The sequence below is a fragment of the Micromonospora sp. NPDC005197 genome, from assembly GCF_040608295.1.
Lineage (GTDB): Bacteria > Actinomycetota > Actinomycetes > Mycobacteriales > Micromonosporaceae > Micromonospora.
Map to the genome: position 1 here is coordinate 1 of NZ_JBEXHY010000126.1, position 14,179 is coordinate 14,179.

The following is a 14,179-nucleotide window of genomic DNA, read 5'->3' on the forward strand; positions in this document are numbered from 1 at the left end:
CGCGGCCGTCGCGGCGCTGACGACCCTGGCGGCGGTACCCCGGCTGCTGCCCGGCCGGGACCGACGGGCCGACGCGACGCGCGCGGGCCGGGCCACGACGGCGCTGGTGGTGCTCGGCGCGGCGGCGACGTTGGCGGCGGGCGCGGCCAACGCGCTGGGCACCTTCCTGGTGGACTCGGCCGCCGCCCGGGGTCTCTCGCCGGGCCTCGCCGGCCTCACCCTGACCCTGGGCAGCGCGGTCTGCGTGGCCGCCCGGGTGGGCGCCGGCGGACTGGCCGACCGCCGGGCCAGCGGTCACGTCGCGCTCATCGCCGCGATGCTGGTGGTCGGGGCGACCGGGCTCGGTCTGCTCGCGGTGGCCGGCCCGGTGCCGTTGGTGGCCGGCGTGGTGCTCGGCTTCGGCCTGGGCTGGGCGTGGCCCGGCCTCATGAACTTCGCGGTGGTCCGGCTGCACCCGCAGGCCCCGGCCGCCGCCACTTCGATCACGCAGACCGGGGTGTACGCGGGCGGCTGCCTCGGCCCGTTGAGCCTCGGCCCGCTCGCCGCCCACTTCGGCTACCCGGCCATGTGGGCCACGGCGGCGGTGGCGATGCTGCTCGCCGCCGCCCTCATGCTGGCGGGCAGCCGCCTCCTGACCGCAGCCCGCCCCAACCCCGCGTGATCATGAAGTTATTGCCCGATCAGACGGCGTGTCGGGGCAATAACTTCATGATCAACCGAGTGACGGCCGGGGGTGGGGGTGGGGGTGGGGGGTTAGCTGGTGCGGTCGGCGATGTAGTCGCAGAGCGATTCCAGCGCCTGGCGTGACGCGCTCGCGGGGAGCGGGGCCAGGCGCGCGCGGGCGTCCTCGGCGTAGCTGCGCACGGTCTCCCGGGCGCGCTTGAGCGCCGGGCTCTCCCGGAGCAGCCCCAGGGCCTCGGCGTGCAGCGCGTCGTCGGTCAACGGGCCGGTCGCCAGGATCTCCCGTAGCCGCACCGACGCGGCGTCGGAGTCGTCGGCCGCACGGGCGTAGAGCACCGGCAGCGTCGGGACACCCTCGCGCAGGTCCGTACCGGGCGTCTTGCCCGACTGCACCGACTCGGAAGCGATGTCCAGCAGGTCGTCGGTGAGCTGGAACGCGACGCCGATCGTCTCGCCGTAGCCGGCGAGGGCCTCGACCTGCTCGGCCGGGGCGCCGCCGAACATGCCGCCGAACCGGACCGACGTGGCGATCAGCGATCCGGTCTTCTCGGCGATCACGCTCAGGTAGTGCGCGACCGGGTCCTCCCCGGCGCGCGGACCCACCGTCTCCGCGATCTGACCGTGCACCAGGCGGGCGAAGGTACGCGCCTGCAACCTGACGGCCTCGGGGCCCAGATCGGCCGCGATGTCCGCGGCGCGGGCGAAGAGGTAGTCGCCGACCAGGATGGCGACCGAGTTGGTCCAACGCGAGTTGGCGCTCGGTGCGCCCCGCCGCACGGCGGCCTCGTCCATCACGTCGTCGTGGTAGAGGGTGGCCAGGTGGGTGAGCTCCATCACCACGGCCGCCGGGACCACCTGCGCGCCCGACGGATCGCCGAACTGAGCGCCGAGCGCCACCAGCAGCGGCCGGAACCGCTTTCCGCCGGCCTCCAGGAGGTGCCGGGCCGCCTCGGTGACGAACGGGTCGGCGCTGGCCACACTGGCCCGCAGCTCGACCTCGACCGCGTCCAGCAGCCCCAGCACGGACGCCTCGACGCGGGGATCGGCAAGATGGAGGCCGAGCGCGCCGAACTGACTCGTGCTCGCCCGACCCCGGCGACCGCCGGAACCGGTGGCACCTGAACGCTCGCCAGCCGGAATCACCACACCATCAACCATGCCACACCCGTTCGACCTGCTCCGGGTCGGGGATACGCAGCGGGGGCCGGCACGCTGTCGCGCGCCGGCCCCCGGTGTCCGAGGTACGTCTCACCGCACGAATTCTGCGGCTCCGGTAGCCAGGTCGAGCAGTGGACCAGGGGCGACACCCAGCGCCAGGGTGGCCAGCACGCCGACCATCAGCGCGGCGGACGTGAGGCCGCCCGGCACGGTGACCGTCGGCGTGGACTCGCCCGGCTCGGACAGCCACATCATCACCACGACCCGCAGGTACGGGAACGCCAGCACCATGCTGGTCAGCACGCCGGCCACCACCAGCCACACGTGCCCGCTCTCCCACGCCGGCCCGAAGACCGCGAACTTGCTGGTGAAGCCGCTGGTCAGCGGGATACCGGCGAACGCCAGCAGGATGAACGTGAACAGCCCGGCGTAGAACGGCGAGCGCTGCCCCAGCCCGGCCCAGCGGGACAGGTGGGTGGCCTCCCCGTCGGCGTCACGCACCAGGGTCACCACCGCGAACGCGGCCAGCACCGAGAAGCCGTACGCGACCAGGTAAAACATCGTGCCGGTGAGACCGACCTTGGAGGGCGCCAGCACACCGACCAGCAGGTAGCCGGCGTTGGCGATCGAGGAGTACGCGAGCAGCCGCTTGATGTCGGTCTGGGTGACCGCGAGCACCGCGCCGACCAGCATGGTCAGCACCGCCACCGCACCGAGCACCGGCGTGAAGTCCCAACCCCCGCCCTCGAACGCGACGTGGAAGACGCGCAGCAGCGCGCCGAACGCCGCGACCTTGGTGCAGGCGGCCATGAAGCCGGTGACCGGGGTCGGCGCACCCTGGTAGACGTCCGGCGTCCACACGTGGAACGGGGCCGCCGCGGCCTTGAAGAGCAGACCGATGGCGAGCAGCGCCATGCCGGCGAAGAGCAGCACCGGGCTGGACGGCGACTCGCTCACCGCCGCGTTGACGGTGGCAAAGTCGACCCCGGCCGACCGGCCGGGAACACCGGCGGTGAAGCCGTAGATCAGGGCCACCCCGAACAGGAAGAACGCCGAGGCGTACGCGCCGAGCAGGAAGTACTTCATCGCCGCCTCCTGGCTCAGCAGACGCCGGCGGCGGGCCAGCGCGCAGAGCAGGTAGAGCGGCAGGGAGAAGACCTCCAGCGCGATGAACATGGTCAGCAGGTCGTTCGCCGCCACGAAGATCAGCATGCCGCCGATCGCGAACGTGACGAGCGGGTACACCTCGGTGAGCCCGTTGCGCCCCTCGGCCTGCTTGCGGTCGTCGGCCGACTCGGCGGTCACCGCGGCCTGGGCGACGAACGCGCCGCCCCGCTCGACGGAACGGTCACCGATCAGCAGCAGCGCCATCGCGGCCAGCACCAGGATGGCGCCCTGGAGGAAGAGCGTCGGCCCGTCCACCGCGATCGACTGACCGGCCGTGACGAGCCGGTCGTCGGCGTTGAGGACCACCATGGTCAGCGCGGCGAGGACGGCCAGCAGCGCCAACGTCAGCTGCACCACGTGCCGCGAGCGGCGCGGCACGAACGCCTCGACCAGCACACCGAGCAACGCGGTGCCCAGCATGATCATGATCGGGGCGAGTGCCGCGTAGTCGAGCGACGGCAATTTCAACTCGGTCACTTTGCCGCCTCCTGGACGGTGCCGCCCACGGTCGGGGCCGGGTCGGTTCTGCCGATGTCGTCCATGGTCGCCTGGACGGCCGGGTTGATCACATCGGTGACCGGCTTGGGATAGAAGCCGAGCAGGACGATCAGCGCGACCAGCGGGGCGACCACGACCTTCTCGCGCAGGTTGAGGTCCCGGCGCATCCCGTCGACCTCGGTCAGCGCCGGATTGAGCGTGCCCTGCGTGGTGCGCTGCACCATCCACAGCACGTACGCCGCCGCCAGGATGATGCCGACCGTGGCGATGACCGCCACCGGCTTGTTCACCGTGAACGTGCCGATCAGCACCAGGAACTCGGAGATGAACGGCGCGGTGCCGGGCAGCGCGAGCGAGGCGAGACCGGCGAAGAACAGCACACCGGCGAGCACCGGGACCAGCTTGCCGGCGCCGCCGAAGTCACTGATCAACGACGAGCCACGCCGGGAGATCAGCATGCCGACCACCAGGAACAGCAGGCCGGTGGCCAGACCGTGGTTGAGCATGTAGAGCACCGCGCCCGTACCGGCCTGCGTGGTGAAGGCGAAGATACCCACCCCGATGAACCCGAAGTGCGCGATCGACGTGTACGACACGAGCCGCTTGAGGTCGTTCTGGCCGACCGCCAGCAGCGCCGCGTAGATGATGCCGATCACGCCCAGCGCCAGCGCCCACGGCGCGAACCACTTCGACGCCTCCGGGAACAGCGGCAGGCAGTAGCGCAGGATCCCGAACGTGCCGACCTTGTCCAGCACACCGACCAGCAGCGCGGCGGCGCCCGCCGGGGCGGCGCCACCGGCGTCCGGCAGCCAGGTGTGGAACGGGAAGAACGGGGCCTTGATGGCGAACGCGAGGAAGAAGCCGAGGAACAGCCACCGCTCGGTGCCGGTGCTGATGTCCACCTGCGACAGCGCCTGCCAGTCGAAGGTCTTCCCGCCGACCACCCAGAGGCCGATCACCGCGGCCAGCATGAACAGACCGCCGACCAGCGAGTAGAGGAAGAACTTCACCGCCGCGTACTGCCGCTGGTGGCCGCCGTAGCTGCCGATCAGGAAGTACATCGGCACCAGCATGACCTCGAAGAACACGTAGAACAGGAAGACGTCGGCGGCGGCGAAGACGCCGATCATCGTGCTCTCGAGGATCAGCAGCAGCGCGAAGTAGACCGGGATGGACCGCTTGGAGGACTCCGCGTCGTGCCAGGAGGCCAGGATCACCAGCGGCACCAGCACCGCGATCAGCATGAGCATCACCAGCGCGATGCCGTCGGCGGCGAAGGTGAAGCGGACGCCCCAGTTCGGGATCCAGGAGTACGACTCCCGGAACTGGAACCGGTCACCGCCCGCGTTGAAGCTGACCCACATCACCACCGAGAGCACCAGCACCAGCAGCGACCAGACGAACGCCACCTGCTTGGCCAGCTCCGGCCGGTGGCGCGGCAGGAAGGCCACCACCAGGGCGCCCACCAGCGGCGCCACGGTGAGCACCGAGAGGAACGGGAAGTTGGACATTATGCGGCCTTACCTCCGTCGTGGATGCGTGGTCCGCCGGCGGGGGCGGGCGTATTCAGGTCGATCACGCCAACCACCCCGCCTGCACCGCCAGGAACGCCGCCATCACCAGCAGCGCACCGGCCAGGATCGAGGTGGCGTACGAGCGGACGAAACCGGTCTGCAGCCGCCGGAGCCGGCCCGAACCGCCGCCGACGCCGGCGGCGAGACCGTTGACCAACCCGTCGATGCCCCGGTTGTCGAGGAAGACCAGCGCCCGGGTGAGGAAGATGCCCGGCTTCTCGAAGACCGCCTCGTTGACCGCGTCGGTGTAGAGGTTGCGCCGGGCGGCGGTGACCAGCACCCCGGCCGGCTGCGGCGCGGTGGCCGTACCGGCCCGGAACAGGAACCAGGCCAGCCCGGCGCCGAGCACCGTCACCAGCAGCGAGAGCGCGGTGATCACGCCGTGCGCGAGGACCGCCTCGTGCTCCGCGTGCTCGCCGCCCAGCCCGGCGGTCGCCGTCAGCCAGTCCGGAACGGACGTGGAGAGCAGGAAACCGGCGCCGACCGAGCCGACCGCCAGCAGGATCAGCGGGATGGTCATCAGCCTCGGCGACTCGTGCGGGTGCTCGATGTCCTCGGTCCACCGCTTCGGGCCGTGGAAGGTGAGCACGAACAGCCGGGTCATGTAGAACGCGGTCAGTCCGGCGCCGAGCAGCGCCGCACCGCCGAAGAGCCAGGCGGTCCAGTCCTCCCGCTCGAAGGCGGCCACGATGATCGGCTCCTTCGAGAAGAAGCCGGAGAACGGGAACATGCCGATGATGGCCAGCCAGCCCATCATGAACGTCAGCCAGGTGACCTTCATGTACGTCGACAGCCCACCGAAGCGGCGGATGTCCACCTGGTCCTTCATCCCGTGCATGACCGAGCCGGCGCCCAGGAACATGTTGGCTTTGAAGAAGCCGTGCGCCAGCAGGTGCACGATGGCCAGCGCGTACGCGCCACCGCCGAGGCCGACGCCGAGGAACATGTAGCCGATCTGGCTGACCGTCGACCAGGCCAGCACCCGCTTGATGTCGTCCTTCGCCGCGCCGATGACGCAACCCATCAGCAGGGTGAGCGCGCCGACGCTGACCACCACGAGCTGGAGCGTCGAGTTGGCGGAGAAGATCGGGTTGGACCGGGCGATCAGGTAGACACCGGCGGTGACCATGGTGGCGGCGTGGATGAGCGCCGACACCGGGGTGGGGCCCTCCATCGCGTCCGGCAGCCACGCCTGCAGCGGGAACTGGCCGGACTTGCCGGCCGCACCGAGCAGCAGCAGCAGGCCGAGCACCAACACGGTGGTGCCGGTCAACGCGCCGACACCGTTGAACACCTCGTCGTACTGGGTGGTGCCCAGGGTCGCGAACATGATGAAGATGCCGATGGCGAGGCCGGTGTCGCCGACCCGGTTCATCAGGAACGCCTTCTTGCCGGCCGTGGCGGCGCTCGGCCGCCCGTACCAGAAGGAGATCAGCAGGTACGACGCCAGACCGACGCCCTCCCAGCCGAAGTACAACATCACGTAGTTGTTGCCGAGCACCAGCAGCAGCATGGCCGCGACGAACAGGTTGAAGTACGCGAAGAACCGGCGGCGACCAGCGTCGTGCGCCATGTACTCGACGGCGTACAGGTGGATCAGGAACCCGACGCCGGTGATCAGCAGGACGAAGACCGCGGCCAGCGGGTCGAACAGCAGGCCGAAGTCGACCCGCAGGTCACCGACCGCGATGAAGTCCCAGAGGCTCAGCTCGGCCGACTTGTTCTCCAGGCCGCGCAGCTGGAAGAAGGACGCCAGCCCGAGCACGAACGCGGCGCCGATGGCCGCGACGCCCAACCAGTGCCCCCAGCGGTCGGCCCGCCGGCCGAGCAGCAGCAGGATGGCCGCGCTGACCAGCGGGATCGCCACCAGCAGCCAGACGCTGCCGAGCAAGCCCGTGGCCTCTGCGTACTGCACAGTCTCTTCCACTCGCTTGCCCCTTAGTACTTGAGCAGGTTGGCGTCGTCGACACTCGCCGAGCGCCGGGTCCGGAAGATGGACATGATGATCGCGAGGCCGACGACGACCTCGGCCGCGGCCACCACCATCACGAAGAACGCCATGATCTGGCCGTTGAGGTCACCGTTGATCCGGCTGAAGGTGACCAGCGTCAGGTTGGCCGCGTTGAGCATCAGCTCGACACACATGAACAGCACGATCGCGTTGCGCCGGATGAGCACCCCGGACGCGCCGATGGTGAACAGCACCGCCGCCAGCACGAGGTAATGATTGGGCGTCACTGGTCGGTCCCCTTCAGCGTGGTCTCCTGCGCGGTCAGCTCGCGGACCGGCAGGATGTCCGGCGTGCTCCGCTCGGTGAGCCGCCCGTCCGGCAGCCGCGCCGGGGTGGCCACCGAGGAGGAGGTGGCGAAGACGCCGGGGCCCGGCTTGGGGCCGGGGTAGTTGCCCGGCGCGAAGCGCGCCCGCATCGTCGACGGCTGGTCGACCTTGTCCTGCTTACGCCGCTCGACGTGCGCGAGCACCATGGCGCCGACCGCCGCAGTGATCAGCAGCGCCGAGGTCAGCTCGAACGCGAAGACGTACTTGGTGAACAGCAGCCGGGCGATGCCCTGCACGTTGCCTTCGGCGTTGGCCTGGTCCAGGCCGACCGCCGTGGTCTTGTCCATGGCGTTGTAGACGGCGGTGCCGACCAGACCGGCGAAGCCGAGCCCCAGCAGGATCGCGGCGACGCGCTGACCGCGCAGCGTCTCGATCAACGAGTCGGAGGCGTCCCTGCCCACCAGCATCAGCACGAACAGGAAGAGCATCATGATCGCGCCGGTGTAGACGATGATCTGCACCATGCCGATGAACGGCCCGGCCTGGAGTACGTAGAACACGCCCAGGCAGAGCATCGTGAGCACCAGCCAGAGCGCCGAGTGCACCGCGTTGCGGGCCGCCACCATCCCGATCGCGCCGATGAGCGCGAGCGGCGCGAGGATCCAGAAGGTGACCTCCTCGCCGCCGGACACCCCGCCCGCCGCGGCCAGCACCGTAGACGTGGTCATGCTCCCTCTCCCTTGCCGGCCGCCGCGCGCTGGGCGGCCTGCTCGGCGCCCGGGAACGTCACGCCGGGGTGCTCCTCGACCTGGTAGCGGCCGGGGCTCATGGGGGACGTCTCGGCACCGGCGGACGTGCCCGGGTTGTCCAGCGCGCCGACGTAGTAGTCCTTCTCGCTGTCACCCAGGCGCATCGGGTGCGGCGGCTGCTCCATGCCCTCGAGCAGCGGAGCGAGCAGCTGCTCCTTCGTGAAGATCAGGTCCTGCCGGTTGTCCCGGGCCAGCTCGTACTCGTTGCTCATGGTGAGCGAACGGGTCGGGCAGGCCTCGATGCAGAGCCCGCAGAAGATGCACCGCGCGTAGTTGATCTGGTAGGTGCTGGCGTACCGCTCACCGGGCGAGAAGCGCTGCTCGTCGGTGTTGTCGCCGCCCTCGACGTAGATCGCGTCCGCCGGGCAGGCCCAGGCGCACAGCTCGCAGCCGATGCACTTCTCCAGGCCGTCCGGATGCCGGTTGAGGATGTGCCGCCCGTGGTAGCGCGGCGCCGACACCGGCGGCTTGAACGGATAGTCGGTCGTGACGACCTTCCTGAACATGTGCGAGAAGGTGACACCGAATCCCTTGAACGTTCCGGTGATCGCGCCCACGTCACACCTCCCTGGAGTCCGAGCCGGCGACGATGTTGGCCGGCTCCCGCTCGGCGACCACGCGCGTGATACGCGGGCTCGGTGGTACCTGTAGATCCATCGGTGGCAGCGGGAAGCTCCCGTACGGCCGGCTGTCCACCTGCTCCTGCGCGGTCGGCTTGGGCTGCGGGCGACGATTCGGCCAGAACAGGGTGGCGAGCAACAGCACGCCGGCCGGGATGCCGACCGCGATCAGCTTGCCGCGCGAGTCCCAGTCCTCGATGGAGCGCAGGCCCGACAGGACCAGGATCCAGACCAGGTTGATCGGCAGCAGCACCTTCCAGCCGAAGCGCATGAACTGGTCGTAGCGCAGCCGGGGCAGCGTGCCACGCAGCCACACGAAGACGAAGACCAGCGCGATCACCTTGCCGAAGAACCAGAGCATCGGCCACCAACCGGAGTTGGCGCCCTCCCAGAGCGTGATCGGCCACGGCGCCCGCCAGCCGCCGAGGAACAGCGTGGTGGTGACCGCGGACATGGTCACCATCGCGACGTACTCGCTGAGCATGAAGAGCGCGAACTTCAGCGAGCTGTACTCCGTCATGAAGCCGGCGACCAGCTCGGACTCGGCCTCGGGCAGGTCGAACGGCGCCCGGTTGGTCTCGCCGACGGTGGCGATGAAGAAGATGACGAAGCTGGGCAGCAGCAGGATCGCGTACCAGCCCGGGGCCGGGATCTCGGTGCCGAAGAGGGTCAGCCGGGTGGCGTCGCCCTGCGCGGCGACGATCCCGCTGGTGCTCATCGTGCCGGCGGTCATGAAGACGGCCACGATGGAGAGCCCCATGGCGACCTCGTAGGAGATCATCTGGGCGCTCGACCGCAGACCGCCGAGCAGCGGGTACGTCGAGCCGGAGGCCCACCCGCCCAGCACGATGCCGTAGACGCCCATCGAGGAGCAGGCCAGCAGCAGCAGCACCGCCACCGGCACGTCGGTGACCTGCAACGGCGTGTGGTGCCCGGCGATGCTCACCATCGGGCCGAACGGCACCACCGACAGCGCGGTGACCGCGCAGATCACCGAGATCGTCGGGGCGAAGAAGTAGACGACCTTGTCGGCCGCCTTCGGCAGGATGTCCTCCTTGAAGGCCATCTTGAGGCCGTCGGCGAGGGTCTGCAGCAGGCCGAACGGGCCGACCTGGTTGGGGCCGGGCCGCACCTGCATGTAGCCCACCACGCGCCGCTCGAACCAGACACCGAGCAGGGTGGCCAGCAGACCGAAGGCGAACGCGAAGACGATCTTGCCAAGGACCAGCCACCACGGATCCCGACCGAAGTCGGCCAGCGTCGGGTCCTGGGCCAGGAGTGACGGAGTCACTGTGCCCACCTTTCGTTCGCGACTGCGGGGCTCACTCGCTGCGCTCGTTCACTCCTCGCACTCACGGGTTACCACCAGTGTTGAGGAGCGGACCCGGAAGACCGGCCTCGTCCGCTGCGACCCGCCCGGCCGGAACGGTCGCGCTCGGTGCGGGAACGGAGATCCGGACGACCGCGCCGGACGTCGCCCCGAGGCTGCGCCGCACGGTCGAACCGGGTGAGTTGGTCGGCAGCCAGACGACGCCGTCCGGCATCTCGGTCAGCTCCGCCGGCAGGGTCAGCGCCCCGCGGTCGGTGCCCACCGTGACCGCGTCCCCGTCGGCCACACCGAGTGCCTCGGCGGTGCCCTTGCCCAGCCGGACGACCGGCGGGCGGGCGGTGCCGGCGAGGTGCTCGTCGCCGTCGGTCAGGGTGCCGAGGTCGACCAGCTGGTGCCAGGTCGCCAGCACGGCCTCCCCGGCACGCGGGTGCGGCACCGTCCCCGGCGACACCGACGGCGCGGACGGCCGGGACGTGCGCGTGGCCGGCAGCGAGCCCAGCTCCCGACGCACACTCGGCACGTCGGCGGTGCCGAGCCGCACGTCGAGCAGGGCGGCCAGCGCGTCGAGCACCCGGCCGTCGGTCATCGCGGCGGTGTTCAGCACCGCCTCGAACGGACGCAGGCGACCCTCCCAGTCCAGGAAGCTGCCAGCCTTCTCGACCACCGGGGCCACCGGCAGCACCACGTCGGCCCGCCGGGTCACCGCGCTCGCGCGCAGTTCCAGGCTGACCAGGAACGGCACCGCGTCCAGAGCGGTCTCGGCCAGCCGCGGGTCGGCCAGGTCGGCCGGGTCGACACCGCCGACCACCAGCGCACCGAGCTGCCCGTTGGCGGCCGCCGCCAGGATGCCGTCGGTGTCCCGACCGGCCTGGCTCGGGATCACCCCGGCCGGGATGTCCCACGCCTCGCCCAGCTCGGCCCGCGCGGCCGGCTCGGTGACCAGCCGGCCACCGGGGAGCAGGTTGGGCAGGCAGCCGGCGTCGACCGCGCCGCGGTCACCCGCACGCCGCGGCACCCAGGCCAGCTTCGCGCCGGTACGGCGAGCCACGTCCGCCGCGGCGGAGAGCCCACCCGGCACGCTGGCCAGCCGCTCACCGACGATGAGGATCGCGCCCGGGGCGCTGAGCGCCTCGGTGACCGTGGCGTGCTCGGCGAGCACGCTGGCCTCCTCGCCCGGCACGACCCGGGCCAGCTTGGCACCGAGCTTCTCCAGGCCGCGGGTGGCGAACGGCGCCAGCGCGTACACCGTCAGGGTCTTCTTGAGGTACGCCTTGCGCAGCCGCAGGAAGAGGATCGGGCACTCCTCCTCCGGCTCCAGGCCGACCAGCACCACCGCCGGCGCGTTCTCCACGTCGGTGTAGGTGACGTCGGTGACCCCGGCGACCGAGCTGGCCAGGAAGTCGGCCTCCTCGCGGGAGACCGGGCGGGCCCGGAAGTCGATGTCGTTGGTGTTCAGCGCGACCCGGGCGAACTTGGCGTACGCGTAGGCGTCCTCGACGGTCAGCCGACCGCCGGTGAGCACCGCCGTGCCCTGGCCGCTCTCGCGGGCCGCGTGCAGCCCCTCGGCGGCCCTCGTCAGCGCCTCACTCCAGGACGCCTCCCGCAGCTCACCGGTGTGCTCGTCGCGGACCAGCGGGTTGGTCAGGCGGTCGGCGGCCCGGGTGTACTGGAAACCCCAGCGGCCCTTGTCGCAGTTCCACTCCTCGTTCACCGCCGGCTCGTCACCGGCGAGCCGGCGCAGCACCTTGCCGCGCCGCCAGTCGGTGCGCTGCCCGCAGCCGGCCGAGCAGTGCTCGCAGACGCTCGGGCTGGACACCAGGTCGAACGGGCGGGCCCGGAACCGGTACTGGGCGCCGGTCAGGGCGCCCACCGGGCAGATCTGCACGGTGTTGCCGGAGAAGTACGAGTTGAACGGCACGTCTCCGGCGTCGCCCTGCTCGCCGTACGCGTCGTCCCGGTAGATGTTGATCTCCTCGGCGGACGACCGGCCCATCAGGTCGATGAACTTGTCGCCGGCGATCTCCTCGGAGAACCGGGTGCACCGCTGGCAGAGCACGCAACGTTCGCGGTCCAGCAGCACCTGGCTGCTGATCGCCATCGGCTTCTCGTACTCCCGCTTGTGCTCGTGGAAGCGCGAGTCGGTGCGGCCGGTGGACATCGCCTGGTTCTGCAGGGGGCACTCGCCGCCCTTGTCACACATGGGGCAGTCCAGAGGGTGGTTGAGCAGCAGCAGCTCCATCACCCCCTCCTGCGCCTTCTGAGCGACCGGCGAGGTGAGCTGGGTGCGGACCACCATGCCGTCGGCGACGGTCTGGGTGCAGGAGGCGACCGGCTTGCGCTGCCCCTCCACCTCGACCAGGCACTGGCGGCACGCGCCGGCCGGGGCCAGCAGCGGGTGGTCGCAGAACCGGGGGATCTCGGTGCCCATCTGCTCGGCGACCCGGATCAGCAGCGTCCCCTTCGGGGCGGTGACCTCGACGCCGTCGATGGTGAGGGTGACGGTTTCGGTCTGCTTGGCTACGTCGGTCATCAGTGCGCCCCTACCAGGGTCTTCTCCGACAGCTTGGGTGCGGTACGTCCCTCGATGTAGTCGAGGTAGTCCTGCTTGAAGTACTTCAGCGACGAGGTCACCGAGCTGGTCGCGCCGTCACCGAGGCCGCAGAACGAGCGGCCGAGGATGTTGTCGCAGGTGTCCAGCAGGGTGTCCAGGTCCTCGTGGGTGCCCTGACCCGAGAGGATCCGCCGGTAGACCCGGACCATCCAGTAGTTGCCCTCGCGGCACGGGGTGCACTTGCCGCACGACTCGTGGTGGTAGAACTCCAGCCACCGGTACGTCGCGTAGACCGGGCAGTCCTGGTCGGAGAAGATCTGGGTGGCCGTGGTGCCGAGGATCGAGCCGGCCGCCGCCACCCCCTCGAAGTCCAGTGGCACGTCCAGGTGCTCGGCGGCGAGCAGCGGGGTGGACGATCCGCCCGGGGTCCAGAACTTCAGGTTGTGGCCCGGCTGCATGCCACCGGCCAGCTCCAGCAGTTCGCGCAGCGTGACGCCCATCGAGCACTCGTACTGGCCGGGGTTGTTGATGCGGCCGGAGAGCGAGTAGATCATCGGCCCGGAGGACTTCTCGGTGCCCATGGTCTTCCACCAGTCGGCCCCACCGAGCACGATCGGCGGCACGCTGGCGATGGTGCCAACGTTGTTCACCACCGTCGGGCTCGCGTACAGGCCGTGGGTGGCCGGGAACGGCGGGCGCAGCCGGGGCTGACCCCGGAACCCCTCCAGCGAGTCCAGCAGCGCCGTCTCCTCGCCGCAGATGTACGCCCCCGCGCCGGAGTGCACCACCAGCTCCAGGTCGTAGCCACTGCGCAGGATGTTGCGGCCGAGGTAGCCCTTGTCGTACGCCTCCTGGACCGCGTTGCGCAGCCGGCGCGCGGCGTGTACCGCCTCGCCCCGGATGTAGATGTACGCGCGGCTGGCCCGGATCGCGTACGACGCGATGATCACGCCCTCGACCAGCGCGTGCGGGTCGTGGGTCATCAGCGGCAGGTCCTTGCAGGTGCCCGGCTCGCCCTCGTCGGCGTTGACCACCAGGTAGTGCGGCTTGCCGTCGCCCTGGGGGATGAAGCCCCACTTGAGGCCGGTGGGGAAGCCGGCGCCACCCCGACCGCGCAGCCCGGAGTCCTTGATCAGCTGGATCAGGTCGTCCGGGTGGGCCTTGAGCGCCTTGCGCAGCGCGGCGTAGCCGTCGAGCTGCTCGTACGTGCCGATCCGCCAGGCGTCCGGCGACAGCCAGCGCTTGGTCAGCACCGGCGTCAGCTTGGCCAGCGTCTCCGGGCGGGGAGTGGTCACTTCTGGGCCCCCGTTTCGCTCGCGTCGGCCGATTCGGCGCCGTCGGCGTCCGTTCCGGCCTTCGCTTCGGTGAGGTTGCGCTCCTGCGCCCCGGCGTCGTCGCCGGCGGGCTTGCCGTCGCCGGCCGGCGGGTTGGCCGCCGTGCCGGGGGGCCGGTGCGCCGGGGCGTCGTCCGGGGCCGGCGGCGGAGGCGCCCCCCCCGCCGGCGGGGCGCGGGCG

The 14,179-nt window shown here is 70.8% G+C and carries 11 protein-coding genes and 1 pseudogene; 1 reads left to right on the forward strand and 11 read right to left on the reverse strand.

Going from position 1 to position 14,179, the window contains the following annotated elements:
- A partial coding sequence (locus ABZU46_RS26695) for an MFS transporter (protein WP_354862042.1) occupies positions 1 to 661 on the forward strand: 661 nt, incomplete at its 5' end.
- A 92-nt stretch (positions 662 to 753) separates the two neighbouring features.
- Here the strand turns inward: ABZU46_RS26695 and ABZU46_RS26700 are convergent.
- From ABZU46_RS26700 to ABZU46_RS26750, 11 genes and pseudogenes are all read right to left on the reverse strand, one after another.
- A complete protein-coding gene (locus tag ABZU46_RS26700; protein ID WP_354862043.1) occupies positions 754 to 1,839 on the reverse strand; it encodes a polyprenyl synthetase family protein in 1,086 nt (361 codons plus the stop codon).
- Positions 1,840 to 1,929: 90 nt separating this feature from the next.
- Complete coding sequence (gene nuoN / locus ABZU46_RS26705) at positions 1,930 to 3,483, reverse strand: NADH-quinone oxidoreductase subunit NuoN (RefSeq protein WP_354862044.1); 1,554 nt, start codon at positions 3,481 to 3,483, stop codon at positions 1,930 to 1,932.
- Positions 3,480 to 5,015 carry an NADH-quinone oxidoreductase subunit M gene (locus tag ABZU46_RS26710; RefSeq protein ID WP_354862046.1) on the reverse strand — a complete coding sequence of 512 codons (1,536 nt, stop codon included), beginning with the start codon at positions 5,013 to 5,015 and terminating at the stop codon, positions 3,480 to 3,482. Before ABZU46_RS26710 ends, nuoN begins: the two co-directional genes overlap by 4 nt.
- Positions 5,016 to 5,079: 64 nt before the next feature.
- Positions 5,080 to 7,005 carry an NADH-quinone oxidoreductase subunit L gene (gene nuoL, locus ABZU46_RS26715; protein WP_354862048.1) on the reverse strand — a complete coding sequence of 642 codons (1,926 nt, stop codon included), beginning with the start codon at positions 7,003 to 7,005 and terminating at the stop codon, positions 5,080 to 5,082.
- 11 nt (positions 7,006 to 7,016) lie between these two features.
- Complete coding sequence (nuoK, locus tag ABZU46_RS26720; protein WP_007454601.1) at positions 7,017 to 7,316, reverse strand: NADH-quinone oxidoreductase subunit NuoK; 300 nt, start codon at positions 7,314 to 7,316, stop codon at positions 7,017 to 7,019.
- Positions 7,313 to 8,083 (reverse strand): NADH-quinone oxidoreductase subunit J, encoded by a 771-nt coding sequence (locus tag ABZU46_RS26725; RefSeq protein ID WP_354862050.1) that lies wholly within the window; start codon positions 8,081 to 8,083, stop codon positions 7,313 to 7,315. Before ABZU46_RS26725 ends, nuoK begins: the two co-directional genes overlap by 4 nt.
- Positions 8,080 to 8,721 (reverse strand): NADH-quinone oxidoreductase subunit NuoI, encoded by a 642-nt coding sequence (nuoI, locus tag ABZU46_RS26730; RefSeq protein ID WP_354862052.1) that lies wholly within the window; start codon positions 8,719 to 8,721, stop codon positions 8,080 to 8,082. The genes ABZU46_RS26725 and nuoI overlap by 4 nt, the downstream gene beginning before the upstream one ends.
- Position 8,722: 1 nt before the next feature.
- Positions 8,723 to 10,075 carry an NADH-quinone oxidoreductase subunit NuoH gene (gene nuoH, locus ABZU46_RS26735; protein WP_354862054.1) on the reverse strand — a complete coding sequence of 451 codons (1,353 nt, stop codon included), beginning with the start codon at positions 10,073 to 10,075 and terminating at the stop codon, positions 8,723 to 8,725.
- A gap of 61 nt (positions 10,076 to 10,136) precedes the next feature.
- The gene (locus ABZU46_RS26740; RefSeq protein WP_354862056.1) at positions 10,137 to 12,644 is read right to left on the reverse strand and encodes an NADH-quinone oxidoreductase subunit G; all 2,508 of its coding nucleotides are present in this window, start codon (positions 12,642 to 12,644) and stop codon (positions 10,137 to 10,139) included.
- Entirely contained in the window at positions 12,644 to 13,960 is a 1,317-nt protein-coding gene (gene nuoF, locus ABZU46_RS26745) for an NADH-quinone oxidoreductase subunit NuoF (RefSeq protein ID WP_344360932.1), read from the reverse strand. Before nuoF ends, ABZU46_RS26740 begins: the two co-directional genes overlap by 1 nt.
- Positions 13,957 to 14,179, reverse strand: a pseudogene (locus ABZU46_RS26750) (NADH-quinone oxidoreductase subunit NuoE); the annotation flags it as partial. The pseudogene ABZU46_RS26750 and the gene nuoF, both read right to left, overlap by 4 nt.

Coding starts and splice junctions, on each gene's coding strand:
- ABZU46_RS26700 (WP_354862043.1), bottom strand. CDS start 1,839: ATGGTTGATGGTGTGGTGATTCCGGCTGGCGAGCGTTCAGGTGCCACC.
- ABZU46_RS26710 (WP_354862046.1), bottom strand. CDS start 5,015: ATGTCCAACTTCCCGTTCCTCTCGGTGCTCACCGTGGCGCCGCTGGTG.
- ABZU46_RS26725 (WP_354862050.1), bottom strand. CDS start 8,083: ATGACCACGTCTACGGTGCTGGCCGCGGCGGGCGGGGTGTCCGGCGGC.
- ABZU46_RS26740 (WP_354862056.1), bottom strand. CDS start 12,644: ATGACCGACGTAGCCAAGCAGACCGAAACCGTCACCCTCACCATCGAC.